The following is a 19,192-nucleotide window of genomic DNA, read 5'->3' as shown; positions in this document are numbered from 1 at the left end:
GGTTAGATGATAGAGAAGCGCAAGCGATCGCCTGCGCGTCCGTTCCTATCCTCTAACCTCTATCATCTTCTCCACAGCTACTCCGCAAAAAACCGGTGCCCCGTGCGCGCGATGAACACGTCCTCGAGCGTCGGCTTGCCGATGGTTAGCTCGTCGAATCGGTCGCCCACGCCCTCGAACAGCCGGCTGGCCCATTGGTGGCCGTCGGGTTGTTCGAGCCGCACCACGCCGTCCAGCACCTGCGCGGGGCAGTTGAATTTTTCTTCGATCGCGGCGGCCAGCGCTTTGGGGTCGGCCGAGCGGAGCGTGATGGCGTCGCCACCCAGCGAGCTCTTGAGCGCCGTCGGCGTGTCGCACGCCACCACCTGGCCCTGGTGGACGATGGCGATGCGGTCGGCCCGTTCGGCTTCTTCCAGCAGGTGGCTGGTGGCGACCACGGTCACGCCGTCCTGCTCGCTAACCTCGCCCAGGTAGCGCCACAGGTCGCTGCGGGCCGCGGGGTCGAGGCCGGTAGAGGGTTCGTCTAGCACCAATAGCCGCGGCTCGTGCAGCATCCCCTTGGCGAGCTCGACGCGGCGTTTCAGCCCGCCGGAGAGGGTCTCAACGCGGTCGCCGGCGCGGTCTTCTAGCTTCAGCCGGCCGAGCATCTCGCCGATGCGGCGTTTGAGCTCCAGCCCGCCGAGGCCGTACATGGCGGCGTGGCAGCGGAGGTTCTCCCGAACGGTCAGCTTTTTGTCGAGGCTCGGCGACTGGAACACCACCCCCAGGGCGCCGCGCACCCGGGCGGCGTCTGTGCGGACGCTGCAGCCGAACACGTCGATCTCGCCCTGCTGCATGGGCATCAGGGTCGAGATCAGCCGGAACAGCGTGCTCTTGCCGCTGCCGTTGGGGCCGAGCACGGTGACCGTTTCCCCCGGCGCCACGTCGAGCGAGAGCCCACACAGCGCCTCTCGGTCGCCGTAGCGGTAGCGGACGTCGGCGATACGGATAGCGAGCATAAGGAGCTTTCAGCGGTCAGCTTTCAGCGGTCAGCAAGGAACGTCACGTCAAAAGCTGATCGCTGACGGCTGATAGCTGACCGCTTCTCTACCAGCACATCCAGAAGGCCACGAGCCAGAGTGGAAGATAAACCAGGCTCGCCCGCAAGAGTCGCTTGGCGGCCGGGTCGCTGGGGGCGCGGCAGAACTGGATGCTGGGCCACAGCATCACCAGGGCCAGCACGCTGACGATCGACACGTAAACCGCCTCGTGCGAGACGGCCGGCAGGATGGAGACCCCCCAAAGAGCGATCGACCCAAAAACCGCCTGCAAACCGGCGTGCCAGCCGGTGGGGTCGACCGTGGTGGTCATCTTGTATCCGACCTCGATGTAGTCCTCGCGGTACATCCAGGCGATCGCCATGAAGTGCGGGTACTGCCAGAAGAACAGCACACCCACCAGCGCCCAGGCGGTGAGGTCGAGCGCCCCGCCGCCGGCGGTCCACCCCATCAGGATGGGCAGCGCCCCGCTCACCGCGCCGACGGTGGTGTTCCAGGCCGTGCGGCGTTTCATCGGCGTGTAGAGGGCGACGTACGTCAGCCAGCACGCCACGCCGATCACCGTGGTGGCCGTGTTCACAAAGAGCGCCAGCAGCACCGTGCCGGCCACGAGCGTCACGGCCGAGAAGGTCATCACCTCGCTGGCGGCCAGCCGGCCCGCGGGGAGCGGCCGGCGGCGGGTGCGGCGCATCTGGGCGTCGTACGGCTGCTCGATCCACATGTTCAGCGCGTTGGCGCTGCCGGCCACCAGCCCGGCGCCGATGATGGCGGCCCAGAACGCCGACGGCGTCCACGCCCCACCCGACGCCACCTGCATGGCGATGGCCACGGTGATGAGCTCCATCACCACGATCCGCGGCTTGGTCAGGCTGGCGAAGTCGCCCAGCCGCGCCCACCCAGCGGTGCGGGCGCCAGTCGCCACAAGCGTGTCGGCGGCGGAGTTCATGCTACGGACCTGAAAGGTTTGGAGGTTACGTGCAACGGGATAACCACGGAGTCACGGAGACGGACGGAGTTGGCCACGAAAAGGCACAAAGAAGCACAAAAAAGAATCCCCAACGACCAAACAAGGTAAGCGAGCACGCGTAATGTTGCATCGAGTGAGGATTCGGCGTCCCCGTCCGTCTTTGTGCTTTTTTGTGCCTTTTCGTGGCGATCCTTTTATCCGTCCTGGTGTGCGCTCAGTGACCATCTTTCGCGTCGCGCCAGGCGATTAGCGCCGCGGCGGCCGAGAGGGCCAGCAGCAGCGCTCCGCCCGCTACGTGGGCGGTGAGCACCAGCGACTGGGTCCACCCGAGGGCCGCGGCGGCGCCGACCGACCCCGTCATTGTAGGGGCCGCGGCTTGCACCCAACCAGGGAGGGCGTACCGCGCCGCCCACGACCCAAGGCCTAGCGTAAACTGCGCAGCCGCTACCCACGCCATCGCTGTGGCAATCTGTCGCAGCCCTTTCGAGGGGGCTCTGCGGCTAAGCAGCCAGACCAGGCCGACCAGACCCACGATCACGACCGCCAGCGTCACGTGGGTCAGCACCGCGTGGCCGAACGCCCGCGGCGAGGGGTCGCCCGGCACGTGGCGGAGGAAGGCGCCCAGGCAGAGCTGTACGTACGTCACCCCGCAGGCAGCAGCCGTCCAACGGGCCAGGCGGTAGGTTCCGGGCTCGGCTGCGCGTGCCCAGCCCGTCGACGAGCGGACCCACAGCAGGGCCGTCCAGGCAAAGAACAGCGGCCCCAGGCAGCCGTGGGCCATCGCCAGCGGCCGGTCCCCCAGCACCACCCGCATGCCCCCCAGCACCCCCTGGGCGATCACCAGCACCAGGGCGCCCACGGCGAGCCAAACCACGGCGCGTGGCGCCCTGGTCCGCACACAGACCACAAGCGTGACGATCGCCACCAGCCCCACCAGCGACGCCAGCAGCCGGTGGCCGTGCTCGATGAACAAGTCCCACGGGCCAAACAGCCAGGTGGTCCAGGGGTAGAGGAACAGGTTGTAGCCGTACGTGCCGGGCCAGTCGGGCACCGCCATGCCGGCGTCGGTGCTGGTCACCAGGGCGCCGACAAACACCAGCGGGAAGGTGAGCACGCACAGCAGCACCGCCCAACGGTGCGGCCACGGCGAAAGCGCGGTCATGGCGGTCATGGCTGCCCCCACGCCGCGCTGGTGGACTGGATGTAGTCCACCAAGCACCACAGTTCTTCTTCGCTCAGGACCCCCTCCCCCGCGGGCGTCGGCGGACCCGCGGCCGGCATCGGCGTGCCGGCGATCCCTTGGTGGACGCGGCGGAACAGGTCGACCCGCTCGCCGCCGCCGTGAAAGGCTTGTACCGGGAACACCCGCGGCGAAACTGGCCGAGGCGGCAGCGCCTCCTTGAGCGTCTGCCGCCGGAGCTTTACATCCTCGGCGAGCATCACGTATCCGCTGTCGGTCGGCGCCATATCCGCCAAGCGAGCCGCCAGCCGGTCGCGTTCGCCGGCCAGCTCCCAAACGGGCTTGCTCCAATCGTCGTAGTCGTCGTGCCGGTCGCCTCGGGGGCGCTGGTCGACGTGGCACGTTGAGCACGCCGCGGTCTTTCCGAGGAACAACTCGCGGCCGCGGGCGACCGAGTCGGGCGTAGCGGGGCGGTCGCCGTGGGGAGTGACGCTATCCAGGTTTTCTGGCCGCCAGCGTGCGTCTAGCTTGGCGACGACCTGCTGTACGGCGTCGCGATGGCGGGGGTTGGACTCCACATCGAGCGATTCTTCGTCGTCGAGCGAATCGACCATGAGATAAACGATCGCCTGCTCGCTTTGACCACGGATCGCCAAGTAACGCACGTACTCCGCCAGCGACCGCCGCTCGTCTTCGGGCAGGTTCGCAAACGAGGGCATCGCCGTCCCCGGCACGCCGTGCTCTAGCACCGCCATCAGGTCGTCCACCGTCGGGGGCTGGCCGCGGTAGGTGCTCTTCCACTTGAAGATCCCCTTGCGGAAATCCCGCGGGTAGGGCGCCTGGTACAGCGCCGCGGGCCCCAGCCCGTTGCCCGTGACGCCGTGGCAGCGGACGCAGTGCTGGCGGTAGAGCCCCTCGTTGTGGCCTACCTTCTGCGTCTCGACACTCCCCGCGGCCCGCTCGATCAGCGCAGGGTCCAGCCCCGACCCCGCGGGGATCCGCGGCTCGGCGGGGGCGCCAAACAGCCAACGCAGCGCTACGGTCGCCGAGAAGTTCTGAGTCGAACGCGGCTCAAGCTCGACCCGCACCATCCGATCGGGCGAGAACTCCGGCTCCGCGCACCCGGCCGCCGCCAGCACAAGCGCAGTCAGCAAGCAGGGCAGTCGATTGAACGTCATAGCGATTGGGAAGGCGTTAATCTCTAGGTCTTAGTCGTTAGGTTTTCGTCCTTGGCCGGGTGCCTGGGGTCGTAGCGAAGCGGAGCCCCCAGGCGTTCGCCACTGCTTGAGCAGACGTGGTCCGAGCCCCTGCCAGGGGGCTCCGGCTGACGCCTGCGACCCCAGCCACCCCTCGAATACCTCCCCCACCGCCTGCGCGTCCTCGCGCCTCGCCCCTAGCCCCTCGCCCCTCTACCGCAACATCTCCACAGGCGCCACCACCTCCCCCACGTCCAACGCCTCTCCCGCGGGAACCTTAACCGTCACCCGCCCCCGCCGGTCACTGGTTTCTCCGGCGAACCTGATCCCCTTCAGCCGGCCCGTTTCGTGCCACAGCTCGAGGGTGTGCTCGCCGGCCGGAAGGTTCTTGAGCTCGAACGCGCCGTCCGCGTCGGTCACCGCGGCGTAGGGATCGTCCCGCACCATCACGAAGCCCTTCATGAACGGGTGGACGTTGCAGGCCACCGGCATCGGCGCCGACTCCGGCTCTGCGAGCGTGACGCGTTCTTCGCCGCCGCTGGCCAGCACGATGTTGATCGCCGGGTTGTTGAACAGCGCCAGGTTGGTGTTGTGCGTCGTCTTGTCGCTGTTCTTGATCACCAGCTCTTGCCCGGTGCGCACCAGCACGATCCGCGGGTCGAACCGGCAGCAGGTGTTGTCGATCACCACCGGCTCCTCCTTCCCCGCCGCATAGTCCGGATGCACGGCCACCTCTTCCCCAATCCCGGGACGCAGCATCACCACTACGTTGGCCAGCCCCCCGCCATCCCCCACGGCCAGCGTCAGGTCGACCGGCGCCGCCGCGATACACACCGCATCGGTCCGCACCTCTACCGGCTGCGGCTCGGGGGCGTCCCCCTTCAGCACGAACCGCCCCTTGATGGACCCCCACTCCTGAGCGCCGGCGGTGAGGGGGAGAAGCAGTACTAGGGCGAAGACGGTTCGCATGGGGATTCTCTCGGGACGGAGCTAACTACGAAGGACACGAAGAAGCACGACGGAAGGACGAAGTAAGCTGGCCAATCCAAGGGGAAACGAACCACCCATCTTACCCGATCTTCTTGTGCTTTTTGTGCCTTTTCGTGGCCATCGTCCGTCGCCGTGCGTCTTCCGGCCCTTCGTGGTAAAACTTCTGGATTCCCAGGAGCAAAAAGCATGAAGGTTCTAGTCATCGGCGCCGGCGGCCGTGAGCACGCGCTGGCGTGGAAGATTTCCCAGAGCAAGCGCGTGGATACGGTGTTCGTGGCCCCCGGCAACGCCGGCACCGGGCTCGACGCCGAGAATGTAGATATTTCCGCCACCGACGCCGCCCGGCTGACCGCGTTCGCCAAGAAGAACGAGGTCGGCCTGACCGTCGTCGGCCCCGAGGCGCCGCTGGCCGCCGGCATGGTCGACGCGTTCCAGAGCGAAGGCCTCAAAGTCTTCGGCCCCACCAAGGCGGCCGCGGAGCTCGAGGCGAGCAAGGTCTTCTGCAAGAACCTGCTCCGCCACGCCGACGTCCCCACCGCCGACTTCCAGACCTTCCCCGACGCCGAGAGCGCCAAGACCTACCTCAACGACCGCGAGGACGTGCCGGTGGTGGTCAAGGCGGACGGGCTGGCCGCGGGCAAGGGGGTGATCGTCTGCCGCACGCGGACCGACGCGCTCGAAGCGGTCGAGGCGATCGCGGGCCGGCGGGAGTTCGGCGAAGCGGGCGCCAAGCTGGTGATCGAGGAACGCCTGGTCGGCCAAGAAGTAAGCGTGCTGGCCATCACGGACGGCCAAGCGCTGGTCACCCTGCCCCCCGCGCAAGACCACAAGCCCGCCTACGACCGCGACCGCGGCCCCAACACCGGCGGCATGGGCGCCTACTGCCCCACGCCGGCGATCACCGCCGAGCTGCTCGAGAAGATCGAGGCAGACGTGCTGGTCCCCACCATCCACCACATGAAACGCAAACGCCGCCCGATGAGCGGCGTGCTGTACGCGGGGCTGATGATGACCAAGCAGGGCCCGCGCGTGCTGGAGTACAACGTCCGCTTCGGCGACCCCGAGTGCCAGCCGCTGCTGATGCGGCTGCGGAGCGACATCGTCGACCTGCTGGAATACACCGCCGACCGCCGGCTCGAAGAGCTCCCCCCGCTGGAGTGGGACCCTCGCCCCAGCGTGTGCGTCGTGATGGCCAGCGACGGCTACCCCGGCAAGTACGAAACTGGCTTCGTGATCCGCGGCCTGGACGATGCCGCCAAGATGCCCAACGTCAAAGTCTTCCACTCCGGCACCGCCAGCATCGACGGCAGCGTGGTCAACGCCGGCGGCCGCGTGCTAAGCGTCACCGCGCTAGGCGATACGATCTCTCAGGCGAAGCTGAACGCGTACCGCGCGGTGAAGGCGATCCGCTGGCAGGGGGCTTGGTGTCGGAAGGATATTTCGGATAAGGCGCTGGAGATGTGAGTGGGGAGCCATGAACCGAACATACAAACCTCTACCGGCTACGGTGGTCGCTTTGCACACGGACCATCGCGGATCCATTCTCGTCAAACCGAAAACGTTCTTGCTGCTGATCGCCACCCTCTTGGGGAGTGGCTGTGATCAAGGAGGATTCACACGAGTTCGCTACGATGGTTTCGAGTACACGTGGGAACCTGGCACTCACGTCGTTTCTGGAAACAAACTCGCGGATGTGTATATCCAGACGGCGGATGGAAAGACGTTCTATTTGCCTGACATTACTCCCGAGAATGTCGCGGATGACCTTGGTTGGAAAGAGATGCAGCTAGCACCACACGCGAGCGGTAGGCTGTTTACTCAGGATGACAACAGTTTTAGGTTTGACGGTGGCTCACTTAGATGGTTCAGGCTGTGCAGCAACCAGGCGCCGAGATCTGACCCATTCCTCCTGAGTTCGAACAAGGGCGGTCCGTTTGTGCGGATGCCCAGAACGAAGGAGGAACTCGTTGCGTTGTTCGGCGAGCCGAACGACTGGGCGCCGTATCACCCGCCAACGTCGCCCTAGACGTATTGCTCATAGGATGGGTTGCCCGAGCCAGTTTGCAGGATGGGTTATCCGAGGAGCGGTAACCCATCCCGTAGCGCTGTACCCGCTCGATGACGGGTTGCCGCTCCGCGGATAACCCATCCTACTCATCGGACGAAATCGGCAGCCGTCGAACCCGCACACGTCCTGGCTGAATCACGACCACAGCGCCCTTCGCTAGGTCGTCTTCTACGGCAGGCAAGTTCGCGAGCAAGAGTTCTGCTTGTTCCAGCGGGCGGCGCGGCGTCGCCCCTCTCAACAGAACCACCGAGGGCTTTGATTCTCGCCTTAACGCCAACAAGGTGCCGAAGTCGGTATCCGCAGAAACCACGATCCGCTCTTCACTCGCTGCGAGATCAAAGATCGCCTCGTCGGCGGCAGCGGACATCCCCAAGTCGCGGACGTGCACTGCGTCGTGACCCGCCTCCGTCAAACTGAGCGCCACCAGTGGCGAGAGCGCGTTGTCAACCAACAGCCTCATGCGACGCCCTGCAGCGGCAGCTCGCGTTCACGAAGCGCCTCCGCGGCGTACGCGAGCGCCTCGCGATAGTCGTCGAGCTGAAGGTCCGGGTACGCTGCGACGACTTCCGCCGCCGTCATCCCGTCGGCAGCCATCCCTACAACCGTCGCGACAGGGATCCGCAGTCCGCGGATGCAGGGGACGCCCCCCATCTGTTCGGGCGATACGGTGATCCTAGTGAACCGCATGGTCGACCTTGGGTGTATGAGTACGACGTAGCGCAATCCACACTCCGCTGAGGACTGGCGCTCTGCCTATCAGTTATCCTACCCACCCCCTGAGCCGGGTGCCATGCTCACGCTAGCGTGAGCATGCCGTGGCCCCACCACGCAAGTCTCTTGAAATGGCACATGCCCACGCAAGCGTGGGCATGGCACCCCGTCTCACCGAGACGGTTCCCACGGCGGGTTCACCTGCCTTTCGCGCCGCCTACTTCAGGGCCATTGTCAAAGCGTCTGCCCAATTCCATCCATCCAGGCATCCCCCATGTCCGTGACGCATCAGGCCAAGGCCGTCTACGAGAGCGACCTCCGGGTGCGATTGGAGGCGGACCACTTTGGGGAGTTCGTGGCGATCGAACCGCTCTCCCGCGACTTCTACGTCGCCAAGACCTTCATCGAAGCGGCCCTCGCGGCGAAACACGCCAGCCCAGACCGTACATCGTTCGTCATCCGCATCGGCCACGAAGCAGCGGTCCACCTCGGGGTGGCCTAGCAACTTGTAGGATGGGTTATCCGCGCCAGCGGTAACCCATCATGGAGCGCGAAGTGAGCCGCCGGATGGTTTACCGCTGGCGCGGATAACCCATCCTACTTCACTTTCATCGGCGTTCATCCGCGTCCATCGGCGGCTTACTTCACCTTCTGTTTCTCCGTCCGTCTCCGAGTGCTCAGTGGCTCTGTGTTTAATCGGTAGCCAGTGGCGTGCGGCCCTCAATCGAGGTGAAACACCTCTTCCAGGTCTTCGCACACCGGGCTGTGGTCTTCGTTGGTCGGCATGATGTCTCGCATGTAGGCCCACCACCGCCGGCACGGATCGCTTTGCGCGATCTGCCGCCACTGCGCCTCGTCCTCGACCTCGGCGTACGCAAACAGTTGTCGCGTGCCGGGCAGGAGGAAGATGGAGTAGTTGTGCACGCCGTGCGACTTCAGCACCTCCTCCAGGTCGGGCCAGATAGGCCGGTGCCGGTCGCGGTACTCGTCCAGCCGGCCTGGGTCCACCTGCATGACGAATGCTTTGCGGATCATCGGCGGCCCCTATTCGATCGACGACAGCAAACCCCAACCGCGCCGCAACCTGCCAGGCCGGCCAGCACCAATGCGGCGGGCTCCGGCACGGGCACGCCAACGCTGCCTGTCACGAAGAGAACGTCCCCGGATTCAAGGGCGACGAGGCCCGAGTACAGCACGCCCCCCGCGCCCGGGCCGGCCGGCAGCACCAACTGGACAAACGGGACCGAGGAGGTCGGTTGGAGCAGCGCAAGGACGGCCTCTAAGCGGCTGTGGCTGTCGGTGCTTAACCCCGGGATGGCAAACGCCAGGTCGCTCAAGACGAAGAGGAACTGCGAGTCTTGAGACGGCAGCGCCCCGACGGCGGCGAAAAAGCCGTTCTGGTCTTTGAAAGGCGTATCGAATCCAAGGGGATGAACTTGGTTCATCGCCCCGAAGAACCCGAAATCGGCGGGCAACATGGCGTCGCCAACAAAGTCAAAGGCAACAATCCTCGTCCCGGTGCTCTGTGCCGTGAGCGTGTACGTTCTAAACCCCGGCAGCCCCGGCGTATCGACGCCGCCATCGTCGGTGATCGTCACCCCGGGGGGCGGGCCGATGGCGTCGTCGGAGGCGACGGGCGCCGTGGCGCAGGCGGCGCCCGCGACGAGCAGCATCAAGCAGCAATAGACGGATCGCATGAGTGGCCAAAGTCCGAGGGTGCAATCGTTCGCGGGGCCGGTCCCCGCCGGCGTATCGCCGTCATCGTACACTCCCCGCGGGGCCGCGGGGAACCAAGCCCGCTCGCCACGCAAACCGGAGAACACGGAGACGGACGCAAAAAGCAACCGCCGATACGCGCCGATGAACGCAGATAAGCGCACATGATCCAATCGGCGTGTTGATCGGCGTCCATCGGCGGTTTCCAAACGCGTTCTTTCTCTGAGTCGGCTGCGCGTCCTCGGCGGCAATGTGATTGTCCGTTCGATGAGGAGCCGTAGCTGAGCAGTTCCTTCAGAGGAACGAAACGGCGCGGCGGCCGCCCTCTCCTACAGTATCACGCCGATGATGGCGGCAGGAACAGCCTGCCACCGGAAGCACGAGCCGCTTCGAGCAAGTCTGTGTCCTGAGTCGCTAGGGGAGCGTCAACGCGCAATGCCAACTCTAGGTAAGCCGCGTCGTAGGCAGTGATCCGGTAGTTGAACGTCAAAGCCAACAGCTCTTTGCTCTTGGGGGGCGGATCAACTTCTAGGCCGAGACGTTCAAGCAGCGTCACAAACTCAATCGCGCGGTCCTCGGTGAGCCGATCACGTCTTGTGACGTTCACGGAAAGCACGTTCCAAATCTCGAACCAGAATAGCGCAGGAATCAGGCCGTCCGTTCGAGACAGTTCACGCACCACGGCTTCCGCGAAGTGGTGATCTTCGTCAGGGAAGGCGAGGGGCGCTAGGGCCGACACATCGACGATCAGCGGCATTACTCGCGCCCTAAGCGGCGGTCGCCGAGCACTTCTTGCAGCGAAGCGGCGCCGAACATCCCTTCAATCCGGCGGAAGTCGCCCAACAGGCTGTCGGCGTCGAACCGGGGTTGCTCATCCCCCTTGCTACGCGCGTATTGAGCCGCGCGATCAAGAAACCCTCCCACGTCGCCGAAATGAGCGGCGATCGCGCTGTAGGTGGCGTCGGAAACTTCGATTGTCTTCATAACATGCGTCTGGCTTCACGGCTCGCGGCCCTTGCTGGATTATAGCACGCCAGCCGGTGGCTCAAAATCGCGGTCGCGTCAGCCCAAAGAGTCGCAATAATACGAGGTCAAAACCACCCACCAATCCACGCCTGAGCGGGGGACGAGAGTCCCCTCCGCTCCCGCAGCTATGCGCGCACACGCTCATTTCTCGGCGATTGTTTTCACCCAGACAGGTGCGCGCGTTTTGTCCCTCAGGTGTCCACTCGGAAGTCCGAAAACGACCCCGCGGAGGGGGCAGGGCCGCCGGCCGGGGGGGTCGGGCCCGCAAAAACCCCGCGGTTTGGGGGGTGTCTGGGGGTCGGGGGAGGGTTTTGTCCGAAAACGCGCCCCCCAGGGGACCGGACAAACGGACAAAATTCGACTCGCGCAAAAACCCGCAGGCAGCGGGGCGGCGCCTCGGGCCCCGCTACGCGGCCCGGCGCTCGGCGGCCTGCGACTCGAGCCGCGGCACCACCTCGCCCAGGGCGGCGCGGACCACGTCGGCCGGAGCGTTGGCCAGCGCCTCGAGCCGGTTGATGTCGCGGGTCACCTTCAACAGCGACACCGCCGCGCTGGCGGCGGCCATGATCTTGGGGTGCGACGTGGGGGCGTGGGTCTCTTCGTCGCCGTACAACTCCTCGTACAGCTTCTCGCCCGGGCGGAGGCCGACGACCTCGATCTCGATGTCTTCCCCTTCCCTCAGCCCCGACAGGTGGATCATGTCGCGGGCCAGGTCGACGATGCGGACCGGCTCGCCCATGTCGAGCACGAAGATCTCCCCCCCCGCGCCCAGCGCTCCGGCCTGGATCACCAACTGGGCCGCCTCGGGGATCATCATGAAGTACCGCACGATGTCGGGGTGGGTGATGGTGATCGGCCCCCCCGCGGCGATCTGCTGGCGGAAGATCGGCACCACGCTGCCGGCCGAGTCGAGCACGTTGCCGAACCGCACGGTGATGAACCGCCGCCCGGCGGCCGCGCGGGCCTGCACGTACCGTTCGGCCAGCTTCTTGCACGAGCCCATCACGCTGGTGGGGTTCACCGCCTTGTCGGTGCTGATCATCACCAGCGTGCCGCAGTCGAACTCGTGGGCCAGCTCCGCGACGTTGCGGGTGGCCAGCACGATGTTCTTGATCCCCTCGCCGGGGTGCGACTCCATCAGCGGCACGTGCTTGTACGCGGCGGCGTGGAACACCACGTCGGGGCGGGTCTGGTCGAACACCACGCGCAGGCGGTCGACGTCTGTCATGTCGGCCAGCATGGCGGTGACCTCAACGCCCGAGCCCCCCAGGGTGAGCTCGCGTTCCAGGAAGAACTGGCCGGTCTCGCTGCGGTCGACCAGCACCAAGCGTTTGGGCCCCAGCGCCAGCAGTTGTCGGCAGAGCTCCGACCCGATGCTGCCGGCGCTGCCGGTCACCAGCACCGTTTGGCCCCCGACGAACCCGTGGAGGCTGGCCTGGTCGAGCTGCACGGGGTCGCGGCGCAGCAGGTCTTCGATGGCGACCGGCCGCGGCTGCACGGCGACCGAGCCCTGGAGCAGCCGGTCGTAGCTCGGCAGCACACAAACGCGCACGCCGCACTGCTCGGCGGCGTCGACCAGCATCCGCACGTCGCGGCCGTTCATGCCGCCGGAGATGAGGACTTCTTCGATATGCAGCCGAGCGACCCAGTACGACAGCCGGTCCGCGGCGCCCAGCACCGGCACGCCGCCGATGCGGCGTCCCTGGCGGCGTGGGTCGGCGTCGAGGAAGCCGACCACCCGACGCGGCGCGGTGCGCGAGCCGCGCAGGGCGCGCAGCAGGGCCTCGCCGTCGTCGTCGGCGCCCACGATCAGCGCCCGGGGGCCACGCCCCGCGGCGGCGAAACCGGGAAAGTGCCGCAGCGCCCGCGGCGCGGCGCGCACCAGGCCGAGGGTCATCAGCGTGGCGCCCCAGTCGATCACCAGCACGCCGCGCGGCAGCGACGCCAGGGGCATCAGCAGCGCGTCGGCGAAGGTGAGCGCGATCGAGCCGAGGGTGGTCGCCTTGCCGATGACGATCAGGTCGTCGAACGACAGGTACCGGCTGAACCCTTTATGGAGGCCGAACCAGTAGCAGGCCGCCAGCTTGGCGCAGGTCGCCAGGCCGATGGACCCGATCAGCACATCAACATACTGCGGCGGCACGACGCCGCCGAACCGCAACGCAAAGGCGGCGGCGTACGACACCGCGGCCAGCACGGCGTAGAGCAGCAACGTCGAGAGCTGTTGGAGCTGCACGGGCTAGTTTCGCCTCCGCTGGTGGAGCTCTGCACGGGCCTGCCGGGCGCGGTGTTTGGTCCCCTGCGCAAGCCAGATGCGGGGCGCCTCGACATCGGGTCGGCGGCTCAGGCACCAACGCAGGTGCGGGTCGGCGTCGTCGAAGCGCTCGGCCGCGACGAACGAAGCAGCCAGGTGGAGACGGTTGTAGAAGTCGCCCGGCGCCAACTCGTAGGCGCGCGTCGCGCAGACGATCGCCTGCTCGTTGTCGCCAAGGTTGCGGTAGATCTCGCTGGCGTGACGCCAGATGGCCGATCGCCCGCGCGGCGTGAGGTCGTGGCTCTCGTCGGCCAGGCGCTGGGTGTAGTTCGCCAGCGCCTTCATGTCTCCCTCGTCGCCCCGCGCGGCGTACTGCAGGAAGACCGTCCGCAGCAGCGGCCCGTCTGGCTGGAACGCCTCGAGGAACTCGGCGGCCGAGATCTGAGTGGCGAAGATGAGCGCGATCCTCTCACGCTGCGATCCGGGCCGGGCGAACGCAGACTGAAAGAGCGCCAGCGCCTCGTCGTAGCGCCCGAGCGACTGCTGCTGGACGCCGGCCAGGAACTGCACACGCCCGCTGTAGGGGCGCGCCGCCAGCCCCTGCTGGGTGAGCGCGGCGCGGTCTCGCTGCGCCGGCGGAGCGAACTGGGTGAGGTCGGCGAGGTACAGGTAGCCCTCCCCTTCCAGCGGCGCCAAGCGGACCGCTTGGCGTGCGTGGCCGTACGCCTCGGAGAGCAGCAGTCCTCGCTCGCCGAACGCGCGGCGGAGCCAGGCGATGGTTTCGTCTGGGCCGGCAAAGCCGGCCGTCAGGGCCGCGTCGCGCGCCTGGGTGTGGCTCATCACGTTGCCGGCGTCGGTCGCGGTGAGCTCGAACTGCTGCAACAACGCGCCCGCCAGCCGCACCCGGGCACGGGCGTCGTGTGGGTTGCCCGCGACGGCTTCGCGCAGCGCCTCGATCTTGAGCGCGTTGATGTAGCGTGCGTGCGAAGCCGACTGCACGGCTTGATCGTCCTCGGTCGCTTGAGCGAGCTGCAAGGAGAGCTGACGCGCGGTCTGCGACGCGCGGACGTAGCGGTCCCAGGCGCCGGCCGCCGCTGCCGCGGGGAGCAGCGTCGCGATCGCCCACACCCCAAGCGCCGCCACGCCGGCCGTGACGCCCAGCGGCGAGGGGCGCCACCGCCACGCGACCTGGGCGCCGCCCGGGCGGCGTGCGAGCTCGCACGCAACCGCGAGCTGCAGCACCGTAAGCCCCAGCAGTGCCGGGGCGTACCAGACAAAGTCGACCAGCGCGTGCAGGCCACTGGCGACCAGCGTGCCGGCGACCGCGGGCTCGAGCCAGGTTTCGGTGGCGGGCGCCCTCGCGGGCCTGGCCATCCGAAGGATCCAAACCGCCACGACCCCCAGGGCGGCAAGCAGCAGCGCCGCGCCCACCAGGCCCGTTTCGGTGGCGACCTGCAAGTACCCCGACTCGGCGTGGGTGAACTCGCGCGGCCAGGGGACGTCGAGGTAGAGCGGGTAGACGAACCGGTGGCTCCCGGCGCCGTAGCCGAGCCAAGGGCTGTGCTTCTCGGCCGCGATGTTGGCGGCCCAGACCACGCGGCGGCCCCCTTCGGGATCGACTTCTTCCACCGAGGCGAGGTCTTCCAGTCGGTCGGTAACGCCTTCGTACTTGGTGCACGAAACGACCCCCAGCACCGCGGCCGCCACGGCCAACAGCGACCATCCGAAGCGGGGGTTGAGCATGCCGCGCAGCACCAGCCACAGCGTGGCCACGCCGAGCGAGGCGGCCGAGGCGAGCGTGCCGCCGCGGGATCCGCTCAGCAGCACCGCCGCGATGACGGTCGCCAGACCCACCACGGGGGCCCAGCGGCGTGGATCGAAGGCGAGCGGATTGGCAGGGCGACCGAGCTGCGGCTCTGGTTTTCTGCTGGCGAGCGCGCCGCAGGCCAGCGCCGCCAACGGCCCGACGCCAAGCGCGAGGAAGTGAGCGAAGTGGTTGCGGTTGGTGAAGCTGCCGCGGAGCCAGTCGGTCTGCGGGCCCCGGTCGACGCCAAACAGCGCCCCCTGGCTCTGCGCCGCGCCGGCCAGCCCGATCAACGCCGCCGCGAAGGCTGCGATCGCCACGCCCTTGAGCAGCCGCGCCGCGGCCTCTCGGCTGTCGATCCGCTGCAGCACGGTGAACAACAACAGGGCGTGCGTGACCAGCAGCGCGAGCCCCTCGGTGGACTCGTGCGGAACGATCGACAGGGTCTGCCACGTGCCGAACGACGCCTCGCCAACGCCCTGCCAGAGCGGCAGCGCATCGGCCTGCCACGGCGCCAGCCGGTGGAGCAGCCCCGTGGGGAGCGGGATGAGTTGAAGCACGACCAGCAGCGCCGCCCCGCCCGCGACGGCCAGCAGCCAGCTTCCTCGCAGCGCCGGCCGGCCCGACTGAAGCCAATGGACGATCCACCCCAGCAGCGCAGCGGCGACACACGCGGCGTAGAGGAACGTGCCGAGCCCGTGGCGCCCGCCCTGCGCCAGCGGCACAAGCAGCAAGCAGCCCAGCAGCCCGGCGTCGCTCAGCCAGCGCGGCGCGCGGCGCAGCGTGTTCAGCGACGGGCGGTGTGCAGAGGACCAGTTCACGGCGTGGGGGATTCCCTGTCGCTGGGGTTAGGCCGCGCGGAGGGGCGCGATGGGGGTGTCGTCTTCTGTGTCGGGCTCATCGTGCCCGTAGCCGTACCCGTAGCCATAACCGTACCCGTAGCCGTGGCCCCCGCCCTGGGTGATGCGGTTGGCGACGACGCCCAGCACGTGCACCCCGGCGGAGAGGAAGCTCTCGCATGCCCGCGACACCAAGCGGCGGTGGTTCTTCTCGGGGCTGACCACCAACACCACGCCGTCGACCAGCCGGCCGACAATTTGCGCGTCGCTCACCGCCAGCACTGGTGGGCAGTCGATCAGCACCTGGTCGTAACGCGAGTCGGCCCAGGCAAGCAGCTCGGTGAGCGCCGGTCCGACCAGCAGCTCGGCGGGGTCGGGCCGCCGCGGTCCGGCGGGGATCACGTCGAGGCCCGGCTGGTCTGTCTTGCGGACCACCCCGGGGGCGAGCTTGGACATCTCGCCGCGGGCGGTCAGCAGGTCGGTCACGCCCGGCTGCCCCTTGAGGCCGAGCAGCGCGGTAAGCCCCGGCTTGCGGAGGTCGGCGTCGATCACCAGGGTGCGTTTGCCGATCTGGGCGAACGCGACCGCCAGGTTCGACGAGACGGTCGTCTTGCCGTCGCTCGGCTCGGCGCTGGAGACCACGATCCGGTCGGCCACGTCGCCGGTGAGCGTGAGGGCGGTCCGGAGTGTGCGGAAGGCCTCGGCGTCTGGGGAGTTGCCGTCTCGGAACATGTGGACCGCTTCGAGGCGCTCTCCGCCGGTGGGGTTGAGCTGACGGACGATCGAAAGGATGGGCAGGCCGAGCTCGCGCGACATCTCTTCCGGGGAGCCGAAGCGGTCGTCCAGCAGGTCCTGGGCGTAGACCACCCCGGCCGCTACCGCCAGGCCGCCGCACAGCGACGCCAGCACCACCAGCCGAAGCTGCGGCGAAACGGGCCGCTCGTTGGGCATGGCCTCTTCGATCACCGTCACCCGCACGGGCGCCTGGAGCTGGTGGGTGTCGACCGTCTCCAGCTTCTCGAACAGCACGTCGTGCAGCTTCTCAAGCCGGGCGACGTCGCGCTCCAGCATGGAAAGCCGGATCAGGCCGCTGCTCTGCTCCAGCGCATGGGCGCGGGCGGCCTCAAACGAGTCGGTGAGCTGGGTTTCGAGGCGGGCGAGCTGCTGCGCCGATTGCTGGAGCATCGAGATCAGCAGCGGGCCGAGCTCGCTGTCGCCGATGCCGCCGAGCGCCTCGCCGGCGCCGACGTGGCGGCCCGCAAGGTACTGTTTGGTGGCGGCGATGCGTTCGTTGAGGGCCGTCACGGTCGGGTTGTTCTCTGCCAAGAAGGGCGCCACCCGCCGCAGCTCTTGCTCGTCTTCCAGCAGCTTCTGACGCTGTTGGGCGATCAGCGCCAAGTCGTCTGGAGCGACGCCCATGGCGCTCATCAACATCTGCTGGCCGACCGCTTCCTCGACCAGGGCGACGTACCGCCGCAGGTCCTGCCCGCTGGCGAGCGCCTCCCGCACCGTGGCCAGAGAGGCCTCTACCTCCAGCCGCTTGGCCTGGGCGTCCATCAGGGCGTCGTTCAGCTTGAGCGCCCGGGCGACCATCGGGTCGACGGCGTCCGAGTCGCCGGCGGCCACCAGCCGGCCCACCTCGTTGCGCACCTGCTGCAGCTCGCGCTGCTTGGCGTCGAGCTCCTCGACAAGCTGAGCGTGTTTGGTGGTGAGCATCTCGTGGATATCGAGCGCCGCGCCACGGTGCGTGCGATCAACAAACGCCAGGTAGGAGTTGATGACCGAGGTGACGACCGCGGTGGCCGCCTCAGGCTCCTTCGATCGGTAGCGGACCTCGATGACGTTGGTCTTGCGGACCGAGCTGGCCGAGAGCCGCGAGAGGATGTCCTCCAACCAGCGCTGCGAGGGGACCCCCAGCAGATCGAGGCGGTGCTGAGGCTCGAGCGCCTGGATGGCCTCGCGGACCACGACGGGGCTGCGGACAATCTGCTGATGATTGGCCGTCACGTTGTCGGACCCGGCCTGGTCCCCCATCGAAGAAAGCTGATCGGGGTTCTGTTCGATCACCAGCAGCTTGGCGGTGCTCTCGTAGTAGCGGGTGGCGGTGAAGTAGTACGCGGCGCCGACGGCCAGGTGACCCGCCACGATCAAGGCCACCAGCTTCTGGCGACGCTGCACCACGCGCAGGAAGCGCAGCACGCCCTCAAGCGCGGCGCCGGCGGCGCCGGAGTCGTCCTGCCATTCTTCTTCTCGGGCCAAGGCGGCCGTGGGCGATTGTTTCATATGCTAGAAGGTGGCGATCCCGCCGCTGACCCCCATCGTCACGCGGACAAAGTCTTTCACGGTTTGCAGCGCCGCGGTGGCCGGGGTGTTCTCGACGCTCACCAGGTCGTTAGGAGCAAGCAACAGGTTTTCACGGCCATCGACCTTGGCCTTGTTGAGGCTGACGTTGATCACCACCGGCTCTCCGCCGCCGGGGACCTGGCGGATAACGATCGCCTTATCGGCCACCGGCGAGGTCTTGCCGCCGGCCATCGCCACCGCGTCGAGCAGGCGGATGTCCTGGTCGACGGGCAGCTCGATCTGGTCCGGCTTGGCGACCAGGCCCGTGATGTGGATAAACCGCTTCTCTTTCTCGATCACCATCAACACGTCGCCATCGCCGAGCGGTCGGTCGCGCGGCGCGCCGGGGCCGGTGTCGGCCAGGTCGAGCCTCTCGATGCTCGGCTGCGACGCCTCGGGGTACGAGGCGCTGCGTTGCGACGGTGGGGCGAACGACGCTTGCTGTACTTCCGACCCGTCGCCGGACTCGGCGCTGGCCAGCGGCTGCGGTTGCGAACGACGCAGCACTTCTACCTGGAAATCCGCGCTCTCGGTCATGCCGCCGGCCGCGGCGATGGCGGCCACCACGTCGCAGGCGCCTCGGGGGATCTCGTGAACGCCGGGCTCGGAAACGGCGCCCAGCACGGTGACGCGGTTGGTGGCGCGCTCTTGAAACTCAACGGTGACCTGAGGCTGGCGGTAGATGCTGCGCTCAACCGCGGCGGCTGCGATGCGCGTCGCCGCGTCGCTCGGTTCGAGATCAACTACGTTCACGGCGCCAATGACCGGGGTTTCCACGATCCCCGCGTCGCTGACCCGGCAGAGGAACGGCTCTGGGGGGCTCGCCTCGGCGCCGCTCACGACGCGGACTGCTAGCAGGTCGCCCGGGGCGATCGCGGCCCCGCGGTTTCCGCTGGTCGCGAGCGTGCCCAGCTTCATCTGACGGAGGCCGGTTGTGGGTTGGGCGATGAGCTCCGGAGGCAGGTTGGCGGCGCGGAACCCGCCGCTCTGGCAGCCCGCCAGGGCCGAGAGAAGTACGGCTGCCGCCAACGCACGGCGAGGTATGAGCTGAAGATCCACGA

At 67.6% G+C, this 19,192-nt stretch carries 17 protein-coding genes; 2 read left to right on the top strand and 15 right to left on the bottom strand.

The genetic code is table 11. The annotated features are described in order from the left end of the window. Positions 1-77 precede the first annotated feature (77 nt). From Pla175_RS03870 to Pla175_RS03850, 5 genes are all read right to left on the bottom strand, one after another. Positions 78-998: an ABC transporter ATP-binding protein gene (locus Pla175_RS03870; RefSeq protein WP_145281380.1), complete on the bottom strand. Its 921-nt coding sequence runs from the start codon at positions 996-998 to the stop codon at positions 78-80. Between the two features lie 88 nt (positions 999-1,086). Then, a complete protein-coding gene (cyoE, locus tag Pla175_RS03865) occupies positions 1,087-1,983 on the bottom strand; it encodes a heme o synthase (protein WP_145281379.1) in 897 nt (298 codons plus the stop codon). Between the two features lie 235 nt (positions 1,984-2,218). Next, positions 2,219-3,166 carry a COX15/CtaA family protein gene (locus Pla175_RS03860; RefSeq protein ID WP_197527255.1) on the bottom strand — a complete coding sequence of 316 codons (948 nt, stop codon included), beginning with the start codon at positions 3,164-3,166 and terminating at the stop codon, positions 2,219-2,221. 5 nt (positions 3,167-3,171) lie between these two features. Beyond that, positions 3,172-4,362 (bottom strand): c-type cytochrome, encoded by a 1,191-nt coding sequence (locus Pla175_RS03855; protein ID WP_145281377.1) that lies wholly within the window; start codon positions 4,360-4,362, stop codon positions 3,172-3,174. 231 nt (positions 4,363-4,593) lie between these two features. Continuing rightward, positions 4,594-5,349 (bottom strand): hypothetical protein, encoded by a 756-nt coding sequence (locus Pla175_RS03850; protein WP_145281376.1) that lies wholly within the window; start codon positions 5,347-5,349, stop codon positions 4,594-4,596. Positions 5,350-5,556: 207 nt separating this feature from the next. On the opposite strand from Pla175_RS03850, the gene purD reads away from it, so the two are divergent. Continuing rightward, complete coding sequence (gene purD, locus Pla175_RS03845; RefSeq protein ID WP_145281375.1) at positions 5,557-6,834, top strand: phosphoribosylamine--glycine ligase; 1,278 nt, start codon at positions 5,557-5,559, stop codon at positions 6,832-6,834. Between the two features lie 686 nt (positions 6,835-7,520). On the opposite strand, the gene Pla175_RS03840 is transcribed toward purD, so the two are convergent. Both Pla175_RS03840 and Pla175_RS03835 read right to left on the bottom strand, forming a co-directional pair. After that, positions 7,521-7,898 carry a DUF5615 family PIN-like protein gene (locus tag Pla175_RS03840; protein ID WP_145281374.1) on the bottom strand — a complete coding sequence of 126 codons (378 nt, stop codon included), beginning with the start codon at positions 7,896-7,898 and terminating at the stop codon, positions 7,521-7,523. Continuing rightward, positions 7,895-8,125, bottom strand: a complete 231-nt coding sequence (locus tag Pla175_RS03835) for a DUF433 domain-containing protein (RefSeq protein WP_145281373.1) — start codon at positions 8,123-8,125, stop codon at positions 7,895-7,897. The genes Pla175_RS03840 and Pla175_RS03835 overlap by 4 nt, the downstream gene beginning before the upstream one ends. Positions 8,126-8,423: 298 nt before the next feature. Between Pla175_RS03835 and Pla175_RS03830 the strand changes: the two genes are divergently transcribed. Next, on the top strand, positions 8,424-8,651 hold the full coding sequence (locus Pla175_RS03830) for a hypothetical protein (RefSeq protein WP_145281372.1): 228 nt from the start codon (positions 8,424-8,426) through the stop codon (positions 8,649-8,651). Positions 8,652-8,869: 218 nt separating this feature from the next. Here the strand turns inward: Pla175_RS03830 and rhaM are convergent, their stop codons facing one another. From rhaM to Pla175_RS03790, 8 genes are all read right to left on the bottom strand, one after another. After that, positions 8,870-9,184, bottom strand: a complete 315-nt coding sequence (rhaM, locus tag Pla175_RS03825) for an L-rhamnose mutarotase (protein ID WP_145281371.1) — start codon at positions 9,182-9,184, stop codon at positions 8,870-8,872. Next, positions 9,181-9,846: a PEP-CTERM sorting domain-containing protein gene (locus Pla175_RS03820; RefSeq protein ID WP_145281370.1), complete on the bottom strand. Its 666-nt coding sequence runs from the start codon at positions 9,844-9,846 to the stop codon at positions 9,181-9,183. The genes rhaM and Pla175_RS03820 overlap by 4 nt, the downstream gene beginning before the upstream one ends. 356 nt (positions 9,847-10,202) lie before the next feature. After that, entirely contained in the window at positions 10,203-10,622 is a 420-nt protein-coding gene (locus tag Pla175_RS03815; protein ID WP_145281369.1) for a type II toxin-antitoxin system VapC family toxin, read from the bottom strand. Continuing rightward, complete coding sequence (locus Pla175_RS03810; protein ID WP_145281368.1) at positions 10,622-10,849, bottom strand: hypothetical protein; 228 nt, start codon at positions 10,847-10,849, stop codon at positions 10,622-10,624. Before Pla175_RS03810 ends, Pla175_RS03815 begins: the two co-directional genes overlap by 1 nt. A gap of 448 nt (positions 10,850-11,297) precedes the next feature. Beyond that, positions 11,298-13,127 (bottom strand): polysaccharide biosynthesis protein, encoded by a 1,830-nt coding sequence (locus Pla175_RS03805; protein WP_145281367.1) that lies wholly within the window; start codon positions 13,125-13,127, stop codon positions 11,298-11,300. A gap of 3 nt (positions 13,128-13,130) precedes the next feature. Further along, positions 13,131-15,770 (bottom strand): O-antigen ligase family protein, encoded by a 2,640-nt coding sequence (locus Pla175_RS03800; protein ID WP_197527254.1) that lies wholly within the window; start codon positions 15,768-15,770, stop codon positions 13,131-13,133. 27 nt (positions 15,771-15,797) lie between these two features. Beyond that, positions 15,798-18,071: a polysaccharide biosynthesis tyrosine autokinase gene (locus tag Pla175_RS03795; RefSeq protein ID WP_145281365.1), complete on the bottom strand. Its 2,274-nt coding sequence runs from the start codon at positions 18,069-18,071 to the stop codon at positions 15,798-15,800. Positions 18,072-18,074: 3 nt separating this feature from the next. Then, positions 18,075-19,160: a polysaccharide biosynthesis/export family protein gene (locus tag Pla175_RS03790; protein ID WP_145281364.1), complete on the bottom strand. Its 1,086-nt coding sequence runs from the start codon at positions 19,158-19,160 to the stop codon at positions 18,075-18,077. Positions 19,161-19,192: the final 32 nt, after the last annotated feature.

The sequence above is a fragment of the Pirellulimonas nuda genome, assembly GCF_007750855.1.
GTDB lineage: Bacteria > Planctomycetota > Planctomycetia > Pirellulales > Lacipirellulaceae > Pirellulimonas > Pirellulimonas nuda.
The sequence above is the reverse complement of the archived record's forward strand: the minus strand, read 5'-3'. Positions and strand labels throughout refer to the sequence as shown.